19 protein-coding genes and 1 pseudogene are annotated in these 23,182 nt (G+C 63.2%); 13 read left to right on the forward strand and 7 right to left on the reverse strand.

Annotation, left to right across the window (positions count from 1 at the left end; all coding sequences use genetic code 11):
• Window positions 1-38 precede the first annotated feature (38 nt).
• From ABI582_RS22610 to ABI582_RS22645, 8 genes are all read left to right on the forward strand, one after another.
• On the forward strand, window positions 39-1,370 hold the full coding sequence (locus ABI582_RS22610) for an MFS transporter (protein ID WP_258911930.1): 1,332 nt from the start codon (window positions 39-41) through the stop codon (window positions 1,368-1,370).
• Between the two features lie 55 nt (window positions 1,371-1,425).
• Window positions 1,426-2,625 (forward strand): benzoate/H(+) symporter BenE family transporter, encoded by a 1,200-nt coding sequence (locus ABI582_RS22615; RefSeq protein WP_442120311.1) that lies wholly within the window; start codon window positions 1,426-1,428, stop codon window positions 2,623-2,625.
• A 54-nt stretch (window positions 2,626-2,679) separates the two neighbouring features.
• Entirely contained in the window at window positions 2,680-3,930 is a 1,251-nt protein-coding gene (locus ABI582_RS22620) for an OprD family porin (protein ID WP_442120312.1), read from the forward strand.
• An 85-nt stretch (window positions 3,931-4,015) separates the two neighbouring features.
• Window positions 4,016-5,092 (forward strand): metal-dependent hydrolase, encoded by a 1,077-nt coding sequence (locus ABI582_RS22625; protein ID WP_442120313.1) that lies wholly within the window; start codon window positions 4,016-4,018, stop codon window positions 5,090-5,092.
• A 3-nt stretch (window positions 5,093-5,095) separates the two neighbouring features.
• Complete coding sequence (locus ABI582_RS22630; RefSeq protein WP_442120314.1) at window positions 5,096-5,788, forward strand: TraX family protein; 693 nt, start codon at window positions 5,096-5,098, stop codon at window positions 5,786-5,788.
• A gap of 77 nt (window positions 5,789-5,865) precedes the next feature.
• A complete protein-coding gene (locus ABI582_RS22635) occupies window positions 5,866-6,777 on the forward strand; it encodes a LysR substrate-binding domain-containing protein (protein ID WP_442120315.1) in 912 nt (303 codons plus the stop codon).
• 100 nt (window positions 6,778-6,877) lie between these two features.
• Window positions 6,878-7,858: an LLM class flavin-dependent oxidoreductase gene (locus ABI582_RS22640; protein ID WP_442120316.1), complete on the forward strand. Its 981-nt coding sequence runs from the start codon at window positions 6,878-6,880 to the stop codon at window positions 7,856-7,858.
• Between the two features lie 159 nt (window positions 7,859-8,017).
• A complete protein-coding gene (locus ABI582_RS22645) occupies window positions 8,018-8,230 on the forward strand; it encodes a cold-shock protein (protein ID WP_442120317.1) in 213 nt (70 codons plus the stop codon).
• A gap of 133 nt (window positions 8,231-8,363) precedes the next feature.
• Here ABI582_RS22645 and ABI582_RS22650 read toward each other — a convergent pair whose 3' ends face one another.
• Together ABI582_RS22650 and ABI582_RS22655 are read right to left on the reverse strand one after the other, a co-directional pair.
• On the reverse strand, window positions 8,364-9,491 hold the full coding sequence (locus ABI582_RS22650; protein WP_442120318.1) for an alkene reductase: 1,128 nt from the start codon (window positions 9,489-9,491) through the stop codon (window positions 8,364-8,366).
• Between the two features lie 259 nt (window positions 9,492-9,750).
• Entirely contained in the window at window positions 9,751-10,761 is a 1,011-nt protein-coding gene (locus ABI582_RS22655; protein ID WP_442120319.1) for an aldo/keto reductase, read from the reverse strand.
• 207 nt (window positions 10,762-10,968) lie between these two features.
• Between ABI582_RS22655 and ABI582_RS22660 the strand changes: the two genes are divergently transcribed.
• The gene (locus tag ABI582_RS22660; protein WP_442120320.1) at window positions 10,969-11,823 is read left to right on the forward strand and encodes an RHS repeat-associated core domain-containing protein; all 855 of its coding nucleotides are present in this window, start codon (window positions 10,969-10,971) and stop codon (window positions 11,821-11,823) included.
• Window positions 11,824-11,879: 56 nt separating this feature from the next.
• Here the strand turns inward: ABI582_RS22660 and ABI582_RS22665 are convergent, their stop codons facing one another.
• On the reverse strand, window positions 11,880-13,205 hold the full coding sequence (locus tag ABI582_RS22665) for an MFS transporter (protein ID WP_442120321.1): 1,326 nt from the start codon (window positions 13,203-13,205) through the stop codon (window positions 11,880-11,882).
• Between the two features lie 163 nt (window positions 13,206-13,368).
• On the opposite strand from ABI582_RS22665, the gene ABI582_RS22670 reads away from it, so the two are divergent.
• Together ABI582_RS22670 and ABI582_RS22675 are read left to right on the forward strand one after the other, a co-directional pair.
• Window positions 13,369-14,466 (forward strand): sugar diacid recognition domain-containing protein, encoded by a 1,098-nt coding sequence (locus tag ABI582_RS22670; protein WP_442120322.1) that lies wholly within the window; start codon window positions 13,369-13,371, stop codon window positions 14,464-14,466.
• Window positions 14,467-14,691: 225 nt separating this feature from the next.
• Window positions 14,692-15,825: a glycerate kinase gene (locus ABI582_RS22675; protein ID WP_442120323.1), complete on the forward strand. Its 1,134-nt coding sequence runs from the start codon at window positions 14,692-14,694 to the stop codon at window positions 15,823-15,825.
• A gap of 51 nt (window positions 15,826-15,876) precedes the next feature.
• Here the strand turns inward: ABI582_RS22675 and ABI582_RS22680 are convergent, their stop codons facing one another.
• Window positions 15,877-16,785 (reverse strand): LysR family transcriptional regulator, encoded by a 909-nt coding sequence (locus ABI582_RS22680; protein WP_442120324.1) that lies wholly within the window; start codon window positions 16,783-16,785, stop codon window positions 15,877-15,879.
• Window positions 16,786-16,989: 204 nt separating this feature from the next.
• Here ABI582_RS22680 and ABI582_RS22685 point away from each other — a divergent pair.
• Both ABI582_RS22685 and ABI582_RS22690 read left to right on the forward strand, forming a co-directional pair.
• Window positions 16,990-17,472, forward strand: a pseudogene (locus tag ABI582_RS22685) (SDR family NAD(P)-dependent oxidoreductase); the annotation flags it as partial.
• A gap of 54 nt (window positions 17,473-17,526) precedes the next feature.
• Window positions 17,527-18,636: an SMP-30/gluconolactonase/LRE family protein gene (locus ABI582_RS22690; protein WP_442120415.1), complete on the forward strand. Its 1,110-nt coding sequence runs from the start codon at window positions 17,527-17,529 to the stop codon at window positions 18,634-18,636.
• On the opposite strand, the gene ABI582_RS22695 is transcribed toward ABI582_RS22690, so the two are convergent.
• From ABI582_RS22695 to ABI582_RS22705, 3 genes are all read right to left on the reverse strand, one after another.
• On the reverse strand, window positions 18,626-19,633 hold the full coding sequence (locus tag ABI582_RS22695) for a site-specific integrase (protein WP_442120325.1): 1,008 nt from the start codon (window positions 19,631-19,633) through the stop codon (window positions 18,626-18,628). The two genes, ABI582_RS22690 and ABI582_RS22695, sit on opposite strands and share 11 nt — an antisense overlap.
• 99 nt (window positions 19,634-19,732) lie before the next feature.
• Window positions 19,733-22,057 (reverse strand): putative bifunctional diguanylate cyclase/phosphodiesterase, encoded by a 2,325-nt coding sequence (locus ABI582_RS22700; protein WP_442120326.1) that lies wholly within the window; start codon window positions 22,055-22,057, stop codon window positions 19,733-19,735.
• Between the two features lie 81 nt (window positions 22,058-22,138).
• Entirely contained in the window at window positions 22,139-23,122 is a 984-nt protein-coding gene (locus ABI582_RS22705; RefSeq protein ID WP_442120327.1) for an SCO family protein, read from the reverse strand.
• Window positions 23,123-23,182 lie beyond the last annotated feature (60 nt).

The raw sequence follows: 23,182 nt of genomic DNA on the forward strand, positions 1-23,182 counted from the left end.
AGCTTTCCTCCACAACAAAAACAAGAGCGACAGATGCCATGCGAACCCTTGACGTACACCCGATCATCGATAACGCGCGTTTCACCCCGTTCCACTGGATGGTCATGGCCTGGTGCGGCCTGCTGCTGATCTTCGACGGCTATGACCTGTTCATCTACGGCGTGGTACTGCCGGTCATCATGAAAGAGTGGGGCCTGACCCCTTTGCAGGCCGGTGCGCTGGGCAGTTACGCGCTGTTCGGCATGATGTTCGGCGCCCTGGCGTTCGGTAGCCTGGCCGACCGCATCGGGCGCAAGAAGGGCATTGCCATCTGTTTCGCCTTGTTCTCGGTGGCGACCATCCTCAATGGCTTCGCCACTAGCCCGAGCGAGTTTGGCATCTACCGCTTCATTGCCGGCCTGGGCTGTGGCGGCCTGATGCCCAACGCTGTGGCGCTGATGAACGAGTACGCGCCCAAGCGCCTGCGCAGTACGCTGGTGGCGATCATGTTCAGCGGTTATTCGCTGGGCGGCATGCTGTCGGCGGGCGTCGGCATCTTCATGTTGCCGCGCTTCGGCTGGGAGTCGATGTTCTTCGCAGCTGCAGTGCCACTGTTGCTGTTGCCGGTGATCCTCTACTACCTGCCAGAGTCCATTGGTTTTCTGGTGCGCAAGGGGCGTACCGAGGAAGCGCGGGCGTTGCTCAAACGACTCGACCCGCAATGCGACGTGCAGGCCGATGACGTGCTGCAGGCGGCTGACCGTAAAGCGGGTGGCGGGGCGTCAGTGCTGGAGCTATTCCGCAACGGCCTCGCCATCCGCACCCTGGCGCTGTGGCTGGCGTTCTTCTGCTGTCTGCTGATGGTTTATGCACTCAGCTCCTGGCTGCCAAAACTGATGGCCAACGCTGGCTACAGCCTGGGCTCCAGCCTGTCGTTCCTGCTGGCATTGAACTTCGGCGGCATGGCTGGGGCCATCCTCGGCGGCTGGCTGGGTGACCGCTACAACCTGGTCAAGGTCAAGGTGGCGTTCTTCATTGCCGCCGCGCTGTCGATCAGCTTGCTGGGCGTCAATAGCCCGATGCCGGTGCTGTACCTGCTGATCTTCATTGCCGGCGCCACCACCATTGGCACGCAGATCCTGCTGTATGCCGGCGCCGCGCAAATGTATGGGCTGTCGGTGCGTTCCACGGGGCTTGGCTGGGCCTCGGGTATCGGCCGCAACGGCGCCATCGTCGGCCCCTTGCTGGGCGGCGCACTGATGGGCATCAACTTGCCCCTGCAACTCAACTTCATCGCCTTCGCCATCCCAGGCGCGATCGCCGCCCTGGCCATGGCCGTGCACCTGGCCAGCGGCCGTCGGCAAGCCCAGGCCATCGCGGCGCAGGCATGACCCGAAAAGAACAAGACCAGCCACAAAGACCGGCCACTGCCTTGCGGGATGCGCCATGAAAACCCTGATCAAGGACAGCTCACTGTCCGCCATTGTCGCTGGCTGCATCGCCACGATGATCTCCTACGCCGGCCCGCTGGTGATCATTTTCCACGCCGCGGAAGCTGCCGGGCTGTCTCACCAGCAGTTGTCATCCTGGGTCTGGGCCGTGTCCATGGGCAGTGCCGTGCTGGGTGCGCTGCTCAGTTTGCGCTACCGCGTGCCGGTAGTGATCGCCTGGTCGATCCCAGGCTCCGCGCTGCTGGTCACTGCCTTGCCTCAACTCGGCGTGGAACAGGCCGTGGGTGCCTACCTGGTGGCCAACCTGGTCCTGCTGCTGATCGGCATCAGCGGGGCCTTCGACCGCATCATCGCGCGGCTGCCGGGGTCCATCGCCGCTGGCATGCAGGCTGGCATCCTGTTCAGTTTTGGTATCGAAGTGTTCCGCGCCTTGCCAGTGCAGCCGTTGCTGGTACTGGCGATGTTCGTCACCTACGTGCTGATGCGCCGGGTTCAGCCCCGTTATGCAGTGGCTGCGGTGCTGTGCGTGGGCACCCTGGTGACCGGGGCCAGCGGTGCGTTCCGTAGCGAGGCGCTGGTGCTGGAACTGGCTTCGCCGCAGTGGATCACCCCTCAGTTCAGCCTGGCAGCGGTATTCAGCCTGGCGCTGCCGATGGTGCTGGTGGCGCTGACCGGGCAGTTCATGCCGGGCATGGCGGTGCTGCGCAATGCGGGTTACGCCACACCAGCCAGCCCGTTGATCAGCGCCAGTGCCCTGGCCGGTGCCGTGCTGGCGCCATTCGGCTGTCACGGGCTGAACCTGGCGGCGGTTACCGCCAGCCTTTGCACGGGCCATGAGGCCCATGAAAACCCACGGCGGCGCTATGTGGCGGCGGTGGCGGGCAGCGCGCTGTACCTGCTGCTGGGCATCGCCGGTGCCACGTTGATGTCGCTGTTCGCAGCCTGTCCCGCTGCACTGATATCCGCCCTGGCCGGGCTGGCCCTGTATGGCGCCATCAGCGAAGCCCTGGCCCGCAGCCTGGCGGAGCCCGCCGAGCGCGATGCAGGCCTTTTCACCTTTCTGGTCACTGCTTCGGGGGTGGCCTTCCTTGGCCTGTCGGCGGCGTTCTGGGGGCTGCTGTTCGGCCTGCTCGCCCATGCGCTGCTCAGGTTGCGCCAGCCCCGTACCCGGGAGGTGCTGCGCCGCACCCCATGAGTTGTCGTGTTTCCAACGCTTTATCCATAAAAACAAGATCAAGAGAGCTTCGGAATGAATCACACCCCTTGCGTTGCCCTGGGCCTGACTTTGCTCAGCCAACCCTTACTGGCCGCCGAAGGCGGTTTCTTCGAGGATTCGAAGGCCACCCTGAGTGCCCGCAACTATTACTTCAGCCGCGATTTCTCCGATATTGTCGGGGCCAACAGGCAGTCCAAGGCCGAGGAGTGGGCCCAAGGCTTCATCCTCGACTTCAAGAGCGGCTACACCCCAGGTACGGTCGGCTTTGGCGTCGATGCCCTCGGCCTGTTGGGCATAAAGCTGGACAGCAGCCCCGACCGCGTCAACACCGGCCTGCTACCGGTACATGGCGACGGCCGTGCTGCCGACGAGTACAGCCGCCTTGCGCCCACTTTCAAGGCTCGCCTGTCGAAGACCGAACTGCGCGTCGGTGAACTGCAACCGAACCTTCCGGTACTGACATTTAGCGACATCCGCCTGCTGCCGCCGACCTACCAGGGCGCCAGCTTGAGCTCGTCGGAAATTGACGGGCTGACCGTGCAGGCCGGGCATCTGAAAAGCACCCACCTGCGCAACGAAGGCGGCGACGGCAAGATGAACGCCATGCTCGGCCATGTGCCGATGCGTCAGGCCGAGAGCGATGCCTTCAACTATGTGGGCGGGGATTACGCGTTCAATGCCAACCAGAGCAGCGTCAGCCTGTGGTACGGGCAACTTGAGGACATCTACCAACAGGGTTTTGTCGGCCTCAAGCACAGCAAGCCGGTGGGTGACTGGGTGCTCAGTGCCAACCTGGGCTACTTCACCGCGCGTGAGGATGGCGATGCATTGCTGGGCAACATCGACAACCAGGCGTTCTTCTCCATGTTCACCGCCCGGCATGGCGGGCACAGCTTCCATGCGGGCTACCAGGGCATTTATGGCGACAGCCCGTTCCCACGGGTGTTCGCCAATATTTCGCCGCTGGGTAACGAGGTGCCGACCTATGAATTCGCTTACACCGACGAGCGCTCGTACCAGGTGCGCTACGACTACAACTTCGCCGCCATGGGCGTGCCAGGCCTGACCGCGACCGTGCGCTACATCACCGGTAACAATGTCGATACCGGGCTGGGCTATGAAGGCCGTGATCGTGAACGCGACCTGGACATCGGTTATGCAGTACAGAGCGGGGTACTGAAAGGGCTGGGGATTCGGGTGAGAAACGCCATGGCACGCTCCAACTACCGCAGCGATATCGACGAGAACCGGCTGACCCTGGTGTACACCTGGCAGTTGTTCTGAATCACCTAGGGGCAACCGGAGGGGATTTGCGCATCGGCACCAGATAGAGGTAGCTTCCGGAAACCACCTTTTCAGGATGCTACCCTTGGACTCCATCACCCAGGCCGTACTCGGCGCAGCCCTGCAAGGCACCGTGCTTGGCCGTATCCAGGGCCGCCGCTCGCTGCTGTATGGCGCAGCCCTGGGCACGCTGCCCGACCTCGATGTAATCATCCGCTATGCCGACCCTGTGTCGCAGATGACTTACCATCGCGGCTTCTCACACTCGCTGTTCGTGCTCACCGGGCTGGCCTTGCTGCTGGCCTGGCTGGTCAATAGATGCTGGCCCGGCAAAGGCTACACCTTGCCCAGGCTCTTCCTCGCCTTCTGGCTGGTGCTCATCACCCACCCGTTGCTGGATGCCTTCACGGTGTATGGCACGCAACTGTTCTGGCCACTGCAACCCACCCCACAAAGCTGGGCTGCAGTGTTCATTATCGATCCGGTCTATACCTTGCCACTGCTGGCGGCGGTCATCTACGCAACCATCAAGGGCGTTACCGGTAGCGCTACACGCCTGTTGACCCTCGCACTGGTGTTCAGTACCGCTTACCTGGGGTTCGGCCTTGCCGGGCGCATGGCAGCCGAGCAACGCTTCCAGGCGGCACTGGACCAGCAAGGCATCGTCGTGAGCGAGGTTCGCGCCGTGCCGATCGCGTTCAACAGCCTGGTCTGGCGGGTCATGGCCAAGACCCAAAATGGCGACTACTACGAAGGCATCAGCAGCGGGTTCGACCGGCAGGCGCCGGAAATGCAACGCTTGTCGCGTAACCTGGAACTGGCAAAAGCGCTGGCAGGCGACCCTTTGCACCAGCGCTTGCGCTGGTTCACCGGCGACTGGCTGCGGTACGACCAGATAGGCGATGCGCTGGTGGTCACCGACCTGCGCATGGGCATCCCGGGCAACTATACCTTCCGTTTCAACATGGCGCACCGCGACACCCAGGGCCACTGGATTGTCGATGTGCCTTCGGCGTGGGACGGCGCCGGGCCTGGGTCGATGTTCAATGGCAATGACCTGGTGTTGATCTGGCGCCGTATCGTCGACCAGCAGCCGCCTTTGCCGCTGGCTGCCTGGACCGACCGGTACCTGGGGGCAGGTGCGGTCGAGCGTGGGCACTGAGGCATGCGTTCGGCCGGGCTGGACCTGGTCAAATGGACAGCGATGCTGACCATGGTTGCCGACCACCTGCGCTTCATATGGCCGCAGGCCCATGGCTTGTTCGTGCTAGGCCGGCTGGCGTTTCCGCTGTTTTGCCTGGCCATTGCGGTGAATGTGGGGCGTGCCAGGGCAGAGGTGTTCCATACCCGCGCCAACCTGCGCTATCTGCTGCTGATGCTGCTGTTCGCGGTGCTCTCGGAACCTGCCTATCGTTGGCTGGACAGTGGTTCGCAGACGTTCAGTGTAATGCCGACACTGGTGCTGGGGTTGCTGGTTGCCTGGGGTGTGCAGCACCCATTGCGGTCGGCGCGAGTGCTTGGCCTTGCAGGCCTGCTGGCGGGGTGGTTGTTCAGTGATCAGTTGATGTACGGGCTGCCCGGGGTGTTGCTACCTGGTGCCTGGCTGATAGCACGCAGGCAGGGTGGGCTAGCCTGGTTGCTGCCTTGCCTGATGGCCATTGGCGGCAACCTGACCAACAACTGGCTGCGCGAGCATCTTCTGGCGCCAATTACCCTGCTGACGCTGGTTGCAGCTGCGCTGGCAGTCCCTGTCGGGTGGCTGTTGTTGCGTCATGATGCTTGGCGGGTACCTGCGGTAGGGCGGTGGGGTTACCTGTTCTATCCAGCGCATCTGCTCGTGATCAAAGGCTTGTCTTGAGGCTTGCCGTTCCTGGCGCTTGCAATTCACAGATCCAGACCCATCTAAACCGGCCGCACCGTACTCAGGAACCGTCCATGGAACCCAACCGCTTCGGCGATATCGCCGCCTTCGTCAGCGCCGCCAAGGCCGGCAGCTTCACTGCCGCCGCTGCCAGCCTGGGCCTGACCCGGTCGGCGGTGGGCAAGAGCATTGCTCGCCTGGAGGCCCGCATGGCGGTGCGCTTGCTCAATCGCACCACGCGCAAGCTGAGCCTGACCGACGAAGGCCTGGTGGCATTCGAACGCTGGCGGCAGATCCTGGATGACCTGGACGAGGTGGAAAGCGCCATGGCCCAGCGCCGCGGCAAACCCACAGGCACCTTGCGCCTGACTGCGCCGCTGTCGCTCGGCCAGCGCCATGTGCTGCCGGTGCTGGACCAGTACCTCAAGCAGTGGCCTGAACTGCGCGCAGACATCCGCTTCACCGACCGTTTCGTCGACCTGGTCGAGGAGGGCGTGGACGTTGCGGTGCGTATTGGCGCACCCAAGGAAGACTCGCAGCTGTTGACCCGCACGGTGGCCTGGCAGCAGTTTGCCACCTGCGCTTCGCCCGCGTACCTCGAAGCGCGAGGTATTCCCTTGGTGCCTGCCGACCTTTATGGTCACGACAAGATCGCCTTCCTCGCGGGCGAGAAAGCCATGCCTTGGCGCTTTGACACTGAAGCAGGGCTGCACCTGTGCGAAGACCCTGGCCGGTTGAACATCGACAGCTCGGAGGCGATGCTCGACGGTGCCCGGGCCGGCTTCGGGCTGATTCACCTGCCCACCTACATCACCGGTGACGACCTGCGCGCTGGCGCCTTGGTGGAAGTCCTGCATGCCTACCGGCCACCGGCGGACCCGATTCGCATCGTGTACCCGAGCAAGCGTCACCTGTCCCCTCGGGTACGCGGTTTCATCGACTTGTTGGTCGCCAGCTGGGAATCGGGCGTGCCCTGGGAGTGCTGATTGGGGAATATCAGGCCCGTATGCCGGGCCTGTACCTGGGTTTATCGCTGGCAGCGCAGCAGGGAAACTGTCAGCCACTGATAATCCCTCTGGAGACCCCATGACTGCACTGTCCGTACTGGATCTGGTCATGATCGGCGAAGGCAAGACTTTCGCCGACGCGATCGAAGAATCCCGCCAGCTGGCGCGCCATGTCGAGCAACAGCGCTACAGCCGCTACTGGATCGCCGAGCACCACGACATGCCGGGCATCGGCTCGGCTGCCACTTCGCTGGTGATCAATGAAATTGCCAACGCCACCCGGCGCATCCGCGTCGGCGCTGGTGGCATCATGCTGCCCAACCATGCACCGCTGGTCATAGCCGAGCAGTTCGGCACCCTCGATACCTTGCACCCGGGCCGTATCGACCTGGGCCTGGGCCGCGCGCCAGGCACGTCCGGGCCGACCGTGCGTGCCTTGCGCGGTGTCGCGCCAGAGCGTGATTTCGGCCAGGACATCGCCGAACTGCGCGATTACCTGGCCGACAACGGCCAACGCCGGGTGCGTGGCGTACCTGGCAGCCACGATGTGCCGGTGTGGATCCTCGGCTCCAGCTTGTTCGGCGCCGACCTGGCGGCGAAGCTGGGCCTGCCCTATGCCTTCGCCTCGCACTTTGCCCCGCGCTACCTGCTGCAGGCGATTGCCCATTACCGCGCCAACTTCCAGCCCTCAGCGCAATTGGCCAGGCCTTACGTGATGGTGGGCATGAACCTGTTCGCCGCCGCCAGTGATGCCGAGGCAGACTACCTGGCCAGCTCCCACCGCAAGTGGATGCTGGACCTGCACGTGGGGCGCCTGGGGTTGTTGCCAAAACCGCAGGAAGGCTATGTCGAGCGCCTGCCTGAGCATGAGCGGGCGGTGCTTGAACAGGTGATGGCCTGCACAGTGGCGGGTGGGCCACAGCGGGTACGAGAAGGGCTGCGCTCGCTGATCGAGCAGACCGGGGCAGATGAGTTGATGATCGACTGCCGGATTCATGACCCGTTGGCGCGGCAACGTTCCTATGCTTTTGCTGCTCAGGCGATGGCTGATCTGGTGTAGTGCGCGAGTCTCGTAAGCGACTTTTTTTGCGTACTGATAAAAGTGTCAGTGGCTAGTTGGCTTCATATCGCCCAAGATGGAGTGTGAAGATGCCAGTCGATCGACTGGCGGCTCAACTATCCATGTAAACGCACCAGCCAGCATTTGAGGGATTAGAGTATGTCCAACAGACAAAACGGAACGGTCAAGTGGTTCAACGATGAGAAGGGGTTCGGCTTCATCACTCCCGATGGCGGTGGCGACGACCTTTTCGTCCACTTCAAAGCCATTGAGTCGGACGGCTTCAAGTCGCTGAAAGAAGGCCAGAAAGTGTCTTTCGTTGCCGAAAAGGGACAGAAGGGCATGCAGGCTGCGCAAGTGCGCGCCGTGTAAGATGCCTGAGTGACTGGTACGCCAAGGCATGCCCGGCCGCTGGAAAACGGAGCCCTTGGAGGGCTCCGTTTTTTGTCTTTCAGATCCAGGGGCAGGATTGCAGGATGGCCGCCTGTACCCGGTAATACCCTGATTATCGGTGAGCCGAACCTTCACCAGCGCCCCTGGCCTGGTGCAGAAACGGATAATCTGTATAGCCTTCGGGCCCATTGGCGTAGTCGAACTGTGACCGATGTTCGTTCAGAGGCGCCTGCATCCGCAGCCGCTGTACCAGGTCCGGGTTGGCAATGTAGCTGCGCCCGAACGCGACGGCATCGATCAAACCGCGCCCAATCAAGTCTTCGCCTTTCTCGGCGGTATAGGCACCCGCAGCAATGATAACCCCCGGATAGGCAGCGCGGATCGCCTGGCGGAACTCGTCACGCAGCGGCTTGCCGCCGGCCCAGTCCGGCTCGGACAGGTGCAGGTAGGCGAGGTTGCGCTTGGCCAGCTCGCGGATCAGGTAAAGCCCTGCTGCCTCCTGGTCTTCGCCATTGTCCACGCCATTGAACCCGCCCAGCGGGAAAACGCGAATACCCACGCGCTCGGCACTCCAGTTGGCAATCGCCGCGTCCACTGCTTCAAGCACAATGCGCGCCCTGTTTTCGACGCTACCGCCGTAGCGGTCCTCACGCTGGTTGGCACTCGGGGTAAGGAACTGGTGCAGCAAGTAACCGTGGGCAGCGTGCAGTTCGATGAAGTCGAAGCCGGCTTCGCGGGCGTTCACTGCTGCCTGGCCGAAGTCGGCGACGATGCCCGCAATTTCGTTCTCGTTCAGGGCGCGCGGTGCGGAGGTCTCTACACGTACAAGGCGGCCTTGCTCGTCACGCAAGGTGGTACGTGCGCTGGCCGGCAGCGCCGAGGGCGCCACAGGCGCTTCGCCGCCGGGTTGCAACGAGGTGTGCGACACCCGGCCGGTGTGCCACACCTGCACGGCGCTGTGGCCACCTTCGGCGTGAATGCCTTCGTTGATGTGCCTCCAGGCGGCAATCTGCTCGGCGCTATGAATGCCGGGCGAGCCGGAATAGCCCTTGGCCTGGAAGGAGATCTGGGTGGCTTCGGTGATGATCAGCCCGGCGCTGGCACGCTGGCGGTAATACTCGGCCATCATGGTGGTCGGCACATCACCCGGCTCGAGGCTGCGCAGGCGGGTGAGGGGTGCCATGAACACACGATTGGCCAAGGTGAGCGGGCCGACTTGCAGGGGTTGGAAGAGTTTCATTGCAGCTCCAAAGGTGAAAACCAATGGTGCGCACCATACCGAGATGATTGGGGAAAGGGGGGACCGGAAGCCCGGCGCAGGGCTCCCCAATGGCGTTGTCAGTACCGGCCCTGTAGGAGCAGCCTTGTGCTGCGAAGAGGCCGGTAAGGCTAAAGATTGTCTTCAGCTGCAATGGCCTCTTCGCAGCACAAGGCTGCTCCTACAGGGCTTGTGTCTGCCTTGAAACCATCGCAAATCCTGCGGGTTTATCCGCGAAAAATCAGCTACGGGCCAACCGCCCGCTCACATAGTGGGCCACATCATTGAACCCTGGCGTCGAGGCATGCCCCGGCGTCACCAGCGAGTCGATGAACGCTTCATCCTCTGCCGTGATCTTCACCGCCAATGCACCACCATAGGTATCCCACTGTTCCTCGGTACGCGGCCCGACAATCGCCGAACTCACCGATTGGTTGTTCAGCACCCAGGCAATGGCAAACTCGACAATTCCCACACCCTTGGCCTCTACATAAGCCTGGATCTGCCGGGCGATAGCCAGCGACTCCTGGCGCCACTCCACCTCCATGATGCGCTTGTCCTGGCGCCCGGCGCGGCTACCGGCATCGGGCACAGCACCCGGCGCATACTTGCCACTGAGTACGCCCCGGGCCAATGGGCTGAATGGCACCACGCCCAGCCCGTGTGCGGCGGCTGCAGCAAGCTGCTCCGGCTCGGCCTGGCGGTTGACGATGTTGTACAGCGGCTGGCTGACCACGGGCTTGGGCACACCCAGTCGCTCGGCAATGTGGCAGACCTCGGCAATGCGCCAGCCACGGAAGTTGGACACGCCCCAGTAGCGGATCTTGCCCTGGCGCAGCAGGTCGCCAATGGCCTGTACCGTCTCTTCCAGCGGCACCTTGTGGTCTTCGCGGTGCAGGTAGTAGATATCCAGGTAATCCATGCCCATGCGCGTCAGGGTGGCTTCCAGCGCATTGAAGATGTGCTTGCGTGACAGCCCGCTGCGGTTTGGCAGGCCGTCGGCCGGGCCGAAACCGACCTTGCTGGCAACGATCCAGTCCTGGCGATGGCGCGCCACTGCTTCACCGACGATTTCTTCCGAACGCCCGGCGTTGTAAACGTCGGCGGTGTCGATGAAGTTGACGCCCTGGTCCCAGGCCTTGTCGATGATGCGCAGGGCGTCCTCGGTGCTGGTCTGCTCGCCGAACATCATGCTGCCCAGAGTAAGGGCGGAAACCTGCAGGCCACTGTGGCCGAGGGGGCGGTAGATCATGCGCGTTGGTCCTTTTGCAGTAGGCTGATCCACCTGTTTTACACACAACCGGGGCGCTTTGAAAGGCACCCTTCAGCCCTCGGCGCCATCGCCTCCTGGCGGATCAACCTAGCTCTTCTGGGTGTTCAAGGGGCGTACTAGCATTATTGTCAGTTTCGGATTGTCTCGCTTCTGGTCACTCTACGATTTTGACCTTGAGGTAACGACATGGGAACGGTAGGCAAGTTGGCTGCACCCGGGAAAGGCCATTGCACGTATACCGTTTATGGATTTGGTGCGCGAGCCGAGTCTGCCTTGGGCTATGCGGGTGAATGGCACGACGCAACATCCCAAGGCTATCTGCTCGGCAATGGCCAACGCTTGTATCAGCCGGCGCTTATGAGGTTCAGCAGCTCCGATTCGATCAGCCCGTTTGGCAAGGGTGGGCTGAACGCCTATGCCTATTGCCAAGGCGACCCAGTCAATTATGTTGACAGAAGCGGTCATGATGTCATTCGGACGTTCCAGCAGGTCTTCAGTGGCTTTACAGGTCTGATAAACACCGCCCTGTCGGGATTTAAAGTTTCCACGTCGATCATCAAGAGGTCTATTCATGCCGCCCACCAAGGCATGACCGCCGAGCAATATCTGAGTTTTCCTGGGCGCCAGCCCGAATACCCGTTGATGGCGCGCGTCGGCAATTCGATAGCAGCGGTTTCGGGTATGACCGGGTTGATCCTTGGTACACCACCCGGCGTGATAGCTGCCTGGGTGGCTCCATCGTCTGCGGCCTCAATTGCATCGTCGGGAATACGGCTGGGGACTGGTGGAACGGGTATGGTGGGGAGGGGGATGATAGCCTGGGATGCCACAACGCGTACCATAGCAGACATCAACCAGTACCACATCGGGCTTCCGGGGCTTGCGCTTGAGGTGGCGAAGGAGATGTTCGGGGTGAATCTGCTACGAGGGCGAGAGTCCGGTATCGTTCGCATTGAACTGCCAGAGGAGATGGGCAATGTGCGGACGGGGGAAATGCCAGCTACGACAGAGCTGCTGGAACTGCGGCTTACAACTGTCTAGCGACAATCCAGCATGACTCAGTGCCAGCCGGGAATCAGACCGGCTGGCACAACACTTCAAACGCTGGCCGGTTTGAATGCGCCTGCGCGAGTTGCGCGCAAGGCCACCAAGCTACCTAGCACGATCAGCGCCGCCAGCGAATACAGCGCGGCATCGGTGGAACCGGTCTGGTCCTTGATGAACCCCACCAGGTACGGGCTGAGGAAGCCTGCCATCTGCCCCACGGAGTTGATGATCGCCAGGCCGGCAACGGCTGTACCGGCGCTGAGCAGGGCGGTTGGCATCGGCCAGAACATCGGCAGCCCGGTCAGCGCGCCCATGGTGGCGATCGACAGGCCCAGAATGGCAATGCCCGGGTTGCCGGCGAAGTTCACCGCAATCAGCAGGCCGACGGCGCCCATCAGCATCGGCACCACAAGGTGCCAGCGGCGCTCGTTGCGCAGGTCCGCCGAGCGGCCGCAAAGGATCATGAACACACCGGCCAGCAGGTACGGGATGGCGCTGAGCCAGCCGATCAGCAGTGGGTTGTCGAAGCCCATGTTCTTGATGATCGACGGCAACCAGAAGTTGATTGCGTAAACGCCACTCTGGATGCAGAAGTAGATGAAGCCAAAGGTCCAGATAAGCGGGTTGGTCAACACGGCGAGCACGCCATCGCCCGTGGTTTTCGGCTTACCCGCAGCGTCGGCTTCGAGGTCGTTGGCGATCAGCTGGCGTTCGGCCGGGCTCAGCCAGGCGGCTTTCTGGTAGCCATCGCTGAGCAGGAACACCGCCAGCACACCCAAGGCGACGGTGGGCAGGCCCTGGATCAGGAACATCCATTGCCAGCCGGCCAGGCCGTGTTGGCCGGCGGCGAAGTGCTGGAGGATCCAGCCGGAGAACGGCCCGCCGAGCAGGCCGGACACCGGGATCGCCGACATGAACAGGGCCATGATGCGGCCGCGACGGGCAGCCGGGAACCAGCGCGAAAGGTACAGCACCACGCCCGGGAAGAAGCCGGCTTCGGCAGCACCGGTAAGCAGCCGCAGGGCGTAGAACTCGGTGGGGGTTGTGACAAACAGCAGGCAGGTGGACAGGCTGCCCCAGGCAATCATCATCAGCGCAATCCAGCGCCGCGGGCCGAAGCGGTTGAGTGCCAGGTTGCTCGGCAGGCCGCAGAGCACGTACCCGATGAAGAAGATGCCAGCACCAAGGCCGTACACCGTTTCGCTGAATTTCAGGGCGTCGAGCATCTGCAGCTTGGCAAAGCCGACGTTGACGCGGTCCAGGTAGTTGAACAGGTAGCAGATGAAAATGAACGGAATCAGCCGCAGCGTGATGCGCCGGTACAGCGCGTTGCGGGTGGTGTCCGAGCCTTGGTCAGGGGCGGGGCTGTGTGCCATGATCGGGTTCTCTGTTGTTATGGTTTTTGCCGCGTCGCCTGTTCCGGCGCTCGCCCTGACGAGTCTCGGGGACTGCGGCTAGCCTGTCTTTGTGCTTTTGCACAGTGCTCGGCCCAGGCTGCTGTGCCCGAGCCCAAAAGCCTAACACCTAAAGGACCACGCAATGTTCGAACTCGACCATGACCTGGCGCAGGATATCGTTGACCGGGCCATGGCCATTCTGCCGTGCAACGTCAATGTCATGGACAGCCAGGGCTTGATCCTGGGCAGTGGCGAGCCGGAGCGCATCAACACCCGACACGAAGGGGCACAGCTGGTTTTGGCCAACGGCCGAATCGTCGAGCTGGATACTGATGCGGCCAAATGCCTGAAAGGTGTGCAGCCCGGGGTTAACCTGCCCCTGATGCTCGATGGCCGGCTGATGGGAGTACTGGGCCTGACCGGTGACCCGCAGCAGGTGCGCATCTATGGCGAGCTGGTACGCATGACCGCCGAAATGCTGTTGGCCCAGCGCCATTTGCAGGCCGACCAGCAATGGCGACGGCAGCGCTGTGATGATCTGCTGGCGTTGTTGCTCGGTGGCAGCGGTGATTCGCCCCGGCTGCTCGACGAAGCCCGGCAATTGGGCCTCAAGCCGCAGCTGGCGCGGGTGCCATGCCTGTTCGAACTGGCCTCGGGCCCGCCCGCCGAGGCGTTGTCGGCGTGGTTGATGAGCCGCTACCCGGACAGCTGGTGTGTCAGCCCGGCCCGCCAGTCATTGCTGTGGTGCCGGCCGGCCGGCGTGGCACTGGATGAGTCGCGTCTGCTGGAGCGCCTGCAACGCCATGGCTGGGACGTGGAGCGGCTGGCCCTGGGCAGTGCCGCGCAAAGCCTGGAGCAGTTGCGCCGTGGCTACCGCCGGGTACGTGACTTGCTGGCCTATGGCCGCGAGGTATTGCCCAGCGAACGCTTGCTCAGCCTGCAGCGCTACCGGTTGCCGGCGCTGCTGTGGCGCCACCGCAACGATGACGCCCTGGATGAGCTGCTGGAGCCGCTGCAGCGCATTCGCGCCAGGGACAACAGCGGCCAGCTGCTCACCACCCTGCGCGCCTGGTGTGCCCATGACGGCCAGAGCCAGGCCTGTGCCGATGCCCTGGGCATCCACCGCAACAGCCTGCGCTATCGCCTGGAGCGGATTGCCGAACTGGGCGAGGTCGACCCGCTACGCATGGAAGGGATGCTCAGCCTGTACCTGGGGTTGCAGTTGTTGCCGGCAGATTGACGCGATTCCCGTAGGAGCAGCCTTGTGCTGCGAAAGGGCCGGTCAGGGCGACAAACCCGCTCCGACCATGCGGGCCTCTTCGCAGCACAAGGCTGCTCCTACAAGGCCGGCAAGCAGTTACGAAGGCATCCGCCCAAACAACCCGCCCGGCGTTTTGTGCATTTGACCGAGGCCCCCTTGGCGAACAGCTGTCAGCATGCCGCTCATCAGGACAGGAGAATCCCCATGAAGATCGTCATTGCCCCCGACTCGTTCAAGGACAGCCTCGACGCTGCCGGTGTCGCCCGCGCTATCGCCGCGGGCCTGCGCGAGGCGTGGCCGGACGCTGAACTGGTCGAGTGCCCGATGGCTGACGGCGGCGAAGGCACCATGGAGGCGATCCTTGCCGCCAGCCACGGCGAATTGCGCCGCCAGACCGTGCGTGGGCCGCTGGGGCAGAGCGTGGAGGCCGGATGGGGCTGGTTGCCACAAAGCCGTACGGCAATCATCGAAATGGCCCAGGCCAGCGGCCTGCAACTGGTGCCGACCAGCCAGCGCGACGCCTGCCGCAGCAGCACCTGGGGCACCGGCGAGCTAATCGCCGCAGCCTTGGCCGCCGGCGCGCAGCGGGTAGTACTGGCCATCGGTGGCAGCGCCACAAACGATGCCGGCAGCGGCATGTTGCGCGCACTCGGCCTGCGCCTGCTGGACGCTGACGGGCAAGCGCTGGAGGAGGGCGGCCTGGCCCTGGCCAAGCTGGCCCGCATCGACGCCAGCGACCTCGACCCACGGCTCGCCGAAGTGCAATTTGAAGTGGCGGCCGACGTCGACAACCCGCTGTGTGGCGCTAATGGTGCTTCGGCGATCTTCGGCCCGCAGAAGGGGGCCAGCCCGCAGCAGGTGCAGGCGCTGGACCAGGCGCTAGGCCATTTTGCCGACCATTGCGCCCAGCTGCTGGGTGAGGATGTACGGGATTACCCAGGTTGTGGCGCTGCCGGTGGCATGGGCTTCGCCGCCCGGGCCTTCATGGGCGCACAGTTCCGCCCTGGGGTGGAGGTAGTGGCCGAGCTGGCCGGCCTCGATGAATTGGTGCAGGGGGCAGATCTGGTGGTGACTGGTGAAGGCCGTTTCGATGCCCAGACACTGCGTGGCAAGACACCGATGGGTGTGGCCCGGGTAGCCAAGCGTCATGGCGTGCCGGTGGTGGTTCTGGCCGGGACTTTGGGTGAGGGCTATCAGCAGTTGTATGCCCACGGGGTCGATGCTGCATTTGCGTTGGCCAGTGGGCCGATGAGCCTGGAGCAGGCTTGTGCCAATGCTGCGCAGCTGCTGCAGGCGCGGGCGTGTGACATTGGTCGGCTGTGGCGCGTTGCAAACTGAACATGACCTGCGCTGAACCCTGTGGCAGCGGGCGTGCCCGCTCCCACAGGGTTACCTGATGATGGGCTGGGAATCGAACATGGCAATGAAGTTGGCCAATGCGGGCGAAGTGTTCTGGGCATTCCATTTCATGTACAGGCCGATCCCGGGTGCGGGCTGCTCATCGATCGGCCGGATCGCGCAAAACTGTACGCGCTCACGCGCAGTGGAGCCGACGAATGAGACCGGCACCAGGGCCACGCCAAAACCGCATGCCACCAGGCCTAGCAGTGTATGGATCTGCGCCGCCTCCTGCACGACCTTGGGATAAAAACCCGCCGCCTCGCACAGCGCGATCAACTGCGCGTGATAGCCACCGCCCAAGGCTTGCGGGGTGAATACGAAATCCTCATCGGCAAACTCGCGCAGGTCGACTTCCCCCTGTCGCGCCTTCGCGTGGCTGACGGGCATGGCCATGACGATCTGCTCATCAAGCAACAACCGTGCTTCAAGGGTACCAGCCGGCAGCGGCAGCCTGCGCATGAAGCCGATGTCCGCCTCACCGGCCAGCAAAGCCTTGGCCTGCGACGCGGATGGCATCTCGCGGATGGTTAACTGCACGTTCGGATAAGTCTCGCGAAAACGGCGCAAGCTGCTGAGCAGCGAGTCGTAATAGGCGATGGAAATAGCCGTGATGGTCAGCTTGCCGCTGACCCCCGCAGACACACTGCGGGCGTACTCGATCCCCTGTTCCAGCTCAGCCAGCGTGCGGTAGGCCGTATCGAGAAACGCCGCACCCGCTGCGGTCAGGCGCACTCCGCGCTTGTTGCGCAGCAGCAGGCTGAAGCCCAGTTTTTCTTCAAGGCGGTTGATCGCCTGGCTCAGCGGCGGTTGCGCCATGTGCAGGCGCTCGGCGGCCTTGTGAAAATGCAATTCTTCGGCCACAGCGATGAACTGCCGGAGCAAACGTGTTTCGATCATCCAGCATTCCTAGAGCATGGCTACTTGGCGGTGATATCCCTGAGATATCAAAGGTGCATGCTTTTAATATTAAGCCATGGATTTGTTTGTTGATATCGTAAAAAGGAGAATTGAAGGTAGCCAGAAATGCCCGTTACAGACCCTTTTCACAATAAAGTTGCGGTCATCACCGGTGCCGCACAAGGCTTGGGCCTGGCCTATGCCATGGCGTTGGCCGAACGTGGCGCGCGGGTCGTCATCAGCGACCTGGGCACCGACCGATCGGGGCAAGGGCAGGACGCTTCGGCACTCGAACACGCACTGACGGCCATGCGTGGCAAAGGCTTTGCTGTGGTTGGGCACGCCGGCCAACTGGAGAACGAGGACACTTGCAAGCAACTGGTTGAGCTGGCCATCGAGCATTTCGGTGCCCTGGATATCCTCATCCACAATGCCGGCTGGGTCGATTACCAGCGTATCGAGGATCAGCAAGCCGCCTTTCTGGAACGTGCGCTGGGCATCAACGTGCAGGCCCCCGTGTGGCTAGCCAAGCATGCCTGGCCCCACCTCAAGCGCTCCGCAGCGCCACGGGTAGTGCTGACCACCTCGGACCGCGCCATGTACCAGCGCTATGCGCAGCCAGGCCTGGTGGCCTATGCCGCCGGCAAGATGGCCCAGGTCGGCATCATGAACGCCTTGAGCATGGAGGGCCAGGAGCATGGCATCCTGGTCAATGCCATCTCGCCGGTGGCCAAGACCCGCATGTGGGGCATCAGCCAACCGCCAGAAGAACTGAAACCGGAGTGGGTTACGCCCGGCGTGCTGTACCTGGCCAGTGCGCTGTGCCACGACACCGGCTACATCCTGCGCGCCAGCAACGGCCAGTTCACCGCCACACGCTTCAACGAAAACAGCGGCGTCAGCTACCCCCGGGACCTGGGCCGTGTGCAGGCGGACGACCTGGCGCAGGTGGCCGAGCGCTGGAACCGCATCAAGGAATGCAACTACGTGCCGGTGAAAGTCGCGAACACGCGCGCGGACCTGGGTGAAAGCCTGGTCTGGGATGAGCGCAGCGGCGCGTTGTACTTCGTCGATATTTCTGGCGGGCGCATCAACTGCCTGACACCGGATGGCGAAGTTCACAGCCTTTACGCGTCAGCCGCGCGCATTGGCGCCTTGGCGCTGACCAGCCGGGGCAACCTGATTTTCACCGAAGATGCCAGCGTGGCCATCTTTGATGTGCCGGCGCGTAAGGTGCTCCAGCATTCTGCCTCTGTCCACCCGCGTTCGACCTACCGCTTCAACGATGGCGCCTGCGACCCGCAAGGACGCTTCGTTACCGGGCTGATGGACGAAGCCTTGAGCGGCAATACCGGGGCGCTGTTCCGCTTCGACGGGCAGTTGAACGACCAGGTTATCCACGACGACATGGCCTTGCCCACCGGCCTGGCCTGGTCGCAGGACGGTCATACGGTGTACTTCGTCGATTCGGCGGCGCGCGCCATCTACCGCGCCGAGTACCTCGTCGAAGGCCGGCTGGGCGCGGTGACGCTGTTTGCCGAAACCCCCGCTGAACTGGGGCGGCCGGATGGGCTGGCACTGGACCGCGAAGGCGGGCTGTGGGTGTGCCAGTACCATGGCAGCTGCCTGCTGCGCTACGATCGCCACGGCCACCTGACCGACCAGGTGTTGATGCCGGTACCGTGCCCCACCAGTTGCTGCTTTGGTGGGCCGGGCTTGAACACCTTGTACATCAGCACCGCGCGCTTCGACATGAGCCCTGAAGAGCTGCACCATTACCCCGATGCTGGTGACCTGTATGCCATCCGCCCGGAAACTGGCGGCGTCGCCCGGCACAGCTTCAAGGAATAAGCCGTTGCGTCTGGCTGGCCGGTAAAACGGCCAATTCGCCAAAGCGCTGCGCCGAGTCGATATAGCGCAAGGCCGACTTGGCGTCTTTCCAACCCACATAGCTCATCAGCGACTTCAGTTCCCAGCCATTGGCGGTTGCCCAGGTGGCGAAGCCACGCCGTAGCGAGTGGCCGGTATACAGCGCGGCCGGTACCCCGGCACGCTCCAGCATGCGCCGCAGCAGGCCGACCAGGCTGTTGCTGTTGAGGGCGCTGTCACCGAGGTTGCCCCAGCGGTCGAGCTTGCGGAACACCGGCCCATGGGCAATGCCGGCGACCTCCAGCCATTGCAGGTAGGCCGTGACCGGGCACAAGGCCTTGAGGGCAGGGGTGCGGTGCTGCACGCCCAGTGCTTCCCGGTCGCCCTTGCTGCGCGGCATGAACAACGTGATACCGACACCGGCTTCGGCCTGGATATGTTCGATGCGCAGGCGCGCCAGTTCATCACCCCGGAATCCACGCCAGAAACCCAGCAACAGCAGCGCACTGTCGCGGCGGGCACGGCGCAGGGCGGCCAGGTCGTGATGTTCCTGGGCCTGCCGCGCTTCCTCTTCGAAACAGTTCACGGCAGTTTGCAGGTGCTGCAACAACAGCGGGGCTGCCTGCTTGGGCGGCGTCGGGTGCAGGGTGCGGATACCACGCAGCACCTGGCGCACCAGCGGCGCCTTGGTCGGGTCGGGGAAGCCTTGGGCGACGTGCCATTGGCTGAGTGCGGCCAGGCGTTGGCGCAGGGTGCTGACGGCATGCTGGTCGGCGTGGTCGGCCAGATAGCGGGCAATGCTCTCGGCGGTAGCCGGGAGAAAACCGCCCCAGTGGGTTTCGAAGTGCTCGATGGCAGCCTGGTAGCTGCGCCGGGTGTTGTCACGGGTGGCGGCGCGAAGGTAGCGCTCGATATCAGTCATGGTGCGGGTGTCGGCGGGTGATGGGTACACGATAAACCGAATCAAGGGATATTGCATGCCAGCGCGGCCCCTGTAGGAGCGGCCTTGTGTCGCGATGGCGCGCGAAGCGGGCCCAGGTTGTGAGCTGGGGGCAGTGGGGCAGCGCCAGTGTTCGCATTACACGCATGCTTTCTCCTCGACACCATTGAACGGCGGGTACTCGCGCAACTGCGCCGGCGACAGTGGCCGACTGAAGTGGTAGCCCTGGGCAATATCACAACCGGCAAGCTTCAGGCACACCACCTGTTCGCGGGTTTCCACGCCTTCGGCGACCACTTCCAGGCCCAGGCGCTTGGCCAGGATAATGGTGGAGGACACGATCGGGCTGTCATCAGGGCTGTTGGACAGCGGCGCGATCAACGAGCGGTCGATCTTCAGCTTGCTCAATGGCAGCGAATGCAGATGGGCGAAGCCGGCGTAGCCACGGCCGAAATCATCCAGGCTGATGCCCAGGCCCGCGCGGCGCAGCGTGTGAAGGTGCGCCACTGCCGTACCTTCGGGATCGAGGATGGTGGTTTCGGTAATTTCCAGCTCCAGCCGCGGCGGGGCGATGGCATACCGTAGCAGTTCGTTCAGCAGCCGCATGGCGAAGTCCCCTTGGCGCAGTTGCAGGGCGGATACATTCACGGCCAACCGCGTTTCCCGGCCCTGGGCGTCCCAACCCGCCAAGGCCTCACAGGCCAGGCGCAATACTTCCCAGCCCAGGTCGACAATAAAGCCGCTGCGCTCTGCCAGGTCGATGAAGCGGTCCGGGTACAGCAGGCCGAACTCAGGGTGATCCCAGCGCACCAGCGCTTCGTAGCCCAGCACCTGCTGGGTGTCGAGGCGGATCTGCGGTTGGTAGTGCAGCACGAACTGGCGCTCGGCCAAGGCGCTGCCGAATGCCTGTTCAAGGGTGAAGGCCTGGATGTCGGCCAGGTTCAGCGAGGGGTCGAAGAAGCGGTACTGGGCCCGCCCGGCCTGCTTGGCCGAATACATTGCGGCATCGGCACTGCGGATCAGGCTGTCGATGTCCTGGCCGTCGCGTGGGCAGATGCTCACGCCCACACTCGGGCTGGTGTTGACCTCTTGGCCGTCAAGGGCATAAGTGGCCGACAAGCGCTGGACCAATTCACGGACCCAGGCATTGATCTGGTCTTCGCTGCGCTCGCCCGCCAGCAACACCACGAATTCGTCGCCGCCAAAGCGCGAAGCCTCGTCACCGGGCTCCAGCAAACGCTGGATGCGCCCGGCCACGGCCTGCAGCAGCAGATCACCGATCTTGTGCCCGAGGGAATCGTTGATCGACTTGAAGCGGTCCATGTCGATGAACAGTATCGCCATCAACCGGCGCTTGCCACGCTGGCGGGTCAGCGCCTGGCCGGCCACCTCGACGAACTGGCGGCGGTTGTGCAGCCCGCTGAGGTGGTCGGTGGCGGCAGCATGGCTGCTGCGCCGGTGTTCGTCCTCAAGGCGGCCGATAAGCTGCTGGTTGACCTGCTGGGCATGTTCCAGTGCGCTGAAGGCCTCCTGTCGCTTGCGCAGCAGACGCAAGGTCCACAGCAGGCTGGCGATGATCATCAGCGTCATGCTCAGGTTCAACCAGAATTGTCGGGAATAGGCCAGGGTCGAAGGCGCGAGAATTTCATCCTGGCGTTGGCTGACCACTACGCTGAACCCGCGCTCTGGCACATGTCGGTACAGGCTCTGGTACGCGTCGCCGGCCGCGTATTGGGTCAGCATGCCCGCGTCGCTGCCGGTATCCGGCAGTTCAGGCTGCAACCCGTCGCCGGCCTCCACCACGCCGCTGGTGTCTATGCGCAGCCGCTCCAGCCCGTCATCCTGCAGCAGGCGCACCAGCCCGCTGCTGCCCAGGTCGATATGCTGGAACAGCACCGCCAGGTAGCCGATGTCCAGCTGCACTACCAGGATGCTTTCGATTTCGCGGCCTGGCAGGTCGGTCAACGGCAGCAGAAACGGCAGGCGCCAGTTGGGCAGGGTGGCCTGCTGGTCCGGCGCCTGCACGCTGGGCAGAAAGGGCTTGAAACCATAGCGGGCAACGTGCCGTTGCAGCTGGCGTAACCAGTCTTCGGGCAGTGCGGAAGCTTCGTCGGTATGGCTGGCTGACAACAGCCGCCCTTGCCGGTCGTACAAGCTCATGCGCTTGAACACCGGGTCCTCGGCCAGTATCCGCGCCAGGCTGAAGTTGCCCTGGCGTAGCACCTTCATGTCGTCCTGGGTGACCCGGCCAACGGCCTGGGCGCGGTCGACCAACTGGCGCAGGCTTTCACCGACGATGCTGGCCAGGTTCAGGTGCTCGGCGGCCTTGGCCGACAGCGCGTCCTGGCGGGCGGCGGCTTTCTGCGTGATGTGCAGCCCCCAGAGAAAGGCCAGGGTGGCTGCACCGAGCATCAGGATCAGCAGCCGCAGGAGGCTGGCGGATGAAAGCGAACGGCGTATCACTGCTGATAGTTCCCGACCCTGGGTGATGCTCAAAAAATACGACAAGGAGATGACAGGCTGATGACTAGTGGCCAATCGCCTTTAAGGGTTTTCCCTATTCGCGACGGGTGTTTTCAGGCGCGCGGTTTCTTCCTCGATATAGCTCATCAATGCGCTGACTTCGGCATCTCCCAGGCGCATGTTGGGCATGGCCAGGCGGTTGTATTGCTCATACAGCAGCATGGCCAGTGGGTCTTTCTCGGCCAGCATCTGGTCGGGCTCCTTCAGCCAGCGGGTCAGCCAGCTGGCGTCGCGCTGACGGGTCACGCCCAGCAGGTCGGGGCCGATACCTGGCTGGCCTGGCTCGGTGTTGCCAAGGGTGTGGCAGGAAGAGCAACGCGTACGGAAAATCTGCTCGCCACTGCTGGGCGAACGTATTTCGGGGGCCTGGGCATAATCATTGTTCAGGGCGCTGGCCTGCTTCCAGTTGTGCAAGCTGTTGCCCAGCCGGTCAGCGAGGATGTACGGGCTTTCGAAGGGCGAGGCCTTCATCCAGCGGCCGGTGGCCTGGTTGCCGATGATAAGGCTCAGGTTGTGGTCTTTGGAGCGGCCGTTTTCCAGGCCGTCTATCCATAAACCCAGGCTACGGCGCAATTGCTCGATGTCGTCGGGCTCGCCGGTGAGCAGTGTCCAGCCAGGGCCGATGCCGAACTTTTCGGCGTAGCGCTTCAGGGTGACGGGGGTGTCGTTGTAGGGGTCGATGCTGATGGAATAGAGGAATATGTCCTTGCCGACCCGGTCACCCAGAATCTTTTGCACCTGGCGCAAGCGCGCGGTTTCCACCGGGCAGGAGTCAGTGCAGCCGGTGAAGATGAAGTTGATGGCGACGACCTTGTCCTTGATCAGGTCGTCGAAGAAATGCAGCTGGTCGCCGTCCTGGGTGAGCAGGGGGATGTTGGGAAAGTAGTCGGCGCCCCATGGGCTTGCGGTTTTTTCGGCCACAGGTTGTTGCGGCTGCAGTGGCCAGAACGGGATGCTGGCGGCAAATACCGCGAGTACCAGCAGGAAACGCCATGAGCCAGGCATGATAGGGTCCTCGATGGTGTGCAGCCCTTCGCGGGCACGCCCGCTCCCACAGGAACTTCA

Source organism: Pseudomonas sp. SAS7 (genome assembly GCF_052112345.1).
GTDB lineage: Bacteria > Pseudomonadota > Gammaproteobacteria > Pseudomonadales > Pseudomonadaceae > Aquipseudomonas > Aquipseudomonas putida_Q.